This window comes from Bradyrhizobium sp. P2_E8 (assembly GCF_056403875.1).
Genome location: NZ_JBFUES010000912.1, coordinates 1 through 3,009, shown reverse-complemented (window position 1 = coordinate 3,009; position 3,009 = coordinate 1). Strand labels below are relative to the sequence as shown.

The following is a 3,009-nucleotide window of genomic DNA, read 5'->3' as shown; positions in this document are numbered from 1 at the left end:
CCGTATGGGCAGGCAGCTACAGCATCTACCTGGGAGGGGGCGTATGTTTATGCTGGGGGCTAATTTTCGTTCTGATCATGCGACGAGAACTCTCACGAGACATCAAGGCCCTCGACGATCCCAGTGACAATCCGCGTGCGAACCGATTGATCGGCAAAGGCTTGCCGCGCAAGGCGGCCCCAGGTCCCGATACTCGTATGCGCCGCGCTCGCGGCACTCTAAAACATATGGCACTTCGATTTGCGGTCGAATTTCTCACGTCCGTCGCGATCATAATTGCTGTGACGCTGGGAACGAGCTTGGCGGCTGAAACGGTCGTATTCGCGCTTTCCGACCGGGATGTAAGTGGCGCCTTTGGTTCTGGCCTGGCCGGTGCTGCTGGCGGCGTATTTGGTCTGGTCTTCGCCGTCGTGATCGTCATCAGGCGAATTGCCGATATCGAAGATTGATCGGTTGGTTGTGGCGCTTGYGCCATCCGCTCGAGCTCGGTCAGCTCCACGCTTGGGTTGATGCCGTCCACGGCCGTCTCGTGGCATGGAGCAACCTGAAGGCGTGGGCAACAGTGAGGTGCGCTTGATCAGGCTTTAGAGGCACGGCCGGAAGACCCGACGTGGCCGACGGGTCTTCCGCAAGGTCGTCCACTCAACGAGCGTGCGCCGCCTGAGCGACAGCGAAGCCGCTCCGCAAGAGGCGAGCGTCAAGGCTGAGCGCACCGGCGCCGAAGGCAAAGATCTGAAGCAGGCCGCCTGCCATCATCACGTTCTTGAGGAAATGGATCATCTGATTCTGGTCGGCAAAGTTGTTGTGGAACGAGACTGCCGCGGCCAGAGAGAATATGGCGAGCGCCAGTGCGACAGAGCGGGCTTGATAGCCCGCGATAAGCAAGAGACCGCCACCGAGCTCGACGAGCACTGCGATCGCATAAGCCACCGGTGGCACCGGTAATCCCGCAGAGGCGATGTAAGCGGTCGTCGCACCATAAGCGGCGAGCTTGCTGAAGCCGCTCATTGCAAACGGGAGGCCGATCAGCAGCCGGCCAACGAGGGAAGCATAACGGGTCGTGTCCATGGTAGTCGCTCCTTTACTTGGTTGAGGTCCGACGGCACCAAGCGTGTGGCCTGGAAGAAAGTGCGCGCCGCGGGGCCCTGCGTTGTGTCCTCAGATTGGCCGGATCGAATTGTGACCGAAATAGAAATGATTGAAAGTTACTGTTTCCATTTTTGACCTTAGCGGCGTGACGTCGCGGAGACGAATGCTCTGGTCGCGTCGTTGGTCTATGTTGACTGCACGCATGGATTGATCGCGCCCGCGTGCGCTTGCGCGACCTCATCGCAATGCTAAAAGCGATACCAATAAGAAGGGTATCGCCATGATCTCACTCGCCGACCTCCAGCGCCGCATCGAAGCGGGCGAGCTTTCGCCGGATGACGCCATCGCCCAGTCGCATGCGGCGATCGAGGCGCGGGAGAAGGAGGTCCATGCCTTCGTCCGCCACGACAAGTCGGCACGAGCGCAAGCCTCCGGCCCGCTGCGCGGCATCGCCGTCGGCATCAAGGACATCATCGACACCGCCAATATGCCGACCGAGATGGGCTCGCAGATCTATCGCGGCTGGCAGCCGCGTTCGGACGCGCCGGTCGTGATGATGCTGAAGCGGGCGGGCGCCACCATCATCGGCAAGACCACGACCACGGCGTTCGCCTCGCGCGATCCGACGCCGACGCTCAATCCGCACAATCTTGGCCATACGCCCGGCGGCTCGTCCTCGGGCTCGGCGGCGGYGGTCGGCGCCGGCATGATCCCGCTGGCGCTGGGCACCCAGACCGGCGGCTCGGTGATCCGGCCCGCCGCCTATTGCGGGACGGCCGCGATCAAGCCGTCGTTCCGCATGCTGCCGACGGTCGGCGTGAAGTGCTATTCGTGGGCGCTCGACACGGTCGGCCTGTTCGGTGCCCGCGCGGAGGATCTCGCGCGCGGACTGCTGGCGATGACCGGCCGTAGCGAATTCTCCGGCATTGTCCCGGCCAAGGCGCCGCGCATCGCCGTGGTCAGGCAGGAGTTCGCAGGCGCTGTCGAGCCGGCCGCCGAAGAGGGGCTGCAAGCCGCGATTAAGGCGGCCGAGCGCGCCGGCGCCAGCGTGCAGATCATCGACCTGCCCGAAGCGGTGCAGGAGGCCTGGCGCATCCATCCGATCGTCCAGGACTTTGAGGCGCATCGCGCGCTCGCCTGGGAGTTTTCCGAGCATCACGACGAGATCGCGCCGATGCTGCGCGCCAGTCTCGATGCGACGGTCGGGCTGACGCCGAAGGATTATGACGAGGCCCGCCGGATCAGCCGTCGTGGCCGCCGCGAGCTCGGCGAGCTGTTCGAAGGTTTCGACGTGCTCCTGACCTATTCGGCGCCGGGCACGCCGCCGGCCAAGGAGCTCGCCTCCACCGGCGACCCCCGCTACAACCGGCTCTGGACGCTGATGGGCAATCCTTGCGTCAACGTGCCGGTGCTGAAGGTCAATGGCCTGCCGATCGGCGTGCAGGTGATCGCGCGCTTCGGCAACGACGCGCATGCGCTTGCGACGGCGTGGTTCCTGGAGGACGCGCTGGCGAAATCAGGCTAGCGCGGGCTCTACGGAGGCGGGGCGCTGATCGGATGTAGGCGGCGGAGCTGCACTGATCGTCGCACCTTGCCCGAGCCAGCGCCCGGCGGCTTCGCGGCCGCTCCGGTGCAACAGGCGGATGAAGCCGCGGCCGAGATCGGCCGAGCTGCGCTGCGCCAGGCCTTCAATCGAGTCTTCTGCCGCGATCCTGGAGAGCCGCAGCGAGGTTGCGGAGTGCGATTGCGCCCATGCGATCGCCGCGACCTCGGCATTGAGCGCGGCGTTCGCGGTGATCTGGTCGAGCCGGCGGTCGATGGCTGCGAGCGTGATCGGCACGTAGCTGTCGCGGGACGGGGTGAGCTGGACCAGCAGCACGTCGGTCGCCGCCGTCTCCTGCGCCAGCTTCAATAGTGGCG

Annotated in this window: 3 protein-coding genes and 1 pseudogene; 2 read left to right on the top strand and 2 right to left on the bottom strand. The window is 64.8% G+C overall.

Annotated elements, in window-relative coordinates:
• A partial coding sequence (locus AC1D00_RS34165; RefSeq protein ID WP_477013703.1) for a hypothetical protein occupies positions 1–449 on the top strand: 449 nt, incomplete at its 5' end.
• A gap of 193 nt (positions 450–642) precedes the next feature.
• On the opposite strand, the gene AC1D00_RS34160 is transcribed toward AC1D00_RS34165, so the two are convergent.
• A complete protein-coding gene (locus tag AC1D00_RS34160) occupies positions 643–1,068 on the bottom strand; it encodes a DoxX family protein (protein ID WP_404556996.1) in 426 nt (141 codons plus the stop codon).
• A gap of 301 nt (positions 1,069–1,369) precedes the next feature.
• On the opposite strand from AC1D00_RS34160, the gene AC1D00_RS34155 reads away from it, so the two are divergent.
• On the top strand, positions 1,370–2,614 hold the full coding sequence (locus AC1D00_RS34155) for an amidase (protein WP_477013702.1): 1,245 nt from the start codon (positions 1,370–1,372) through the stop codon (positions 2,612–2,614).
• On the opposite strand, the pseudogene AC1D00_RS34150 reads toward AC1D00_RS34155, so the two are convergent.
• A pseudogene (locus tag AC1D00_RS34150) lies at positions 2,606–3,009 on the bottom strand (patatin-like phospholipase family protein); the annotation flags it as partial. The gene AC1D00_RS34155 and the pseudogene AC1D00_RS34150 overlap by 9 nt on opposite strands.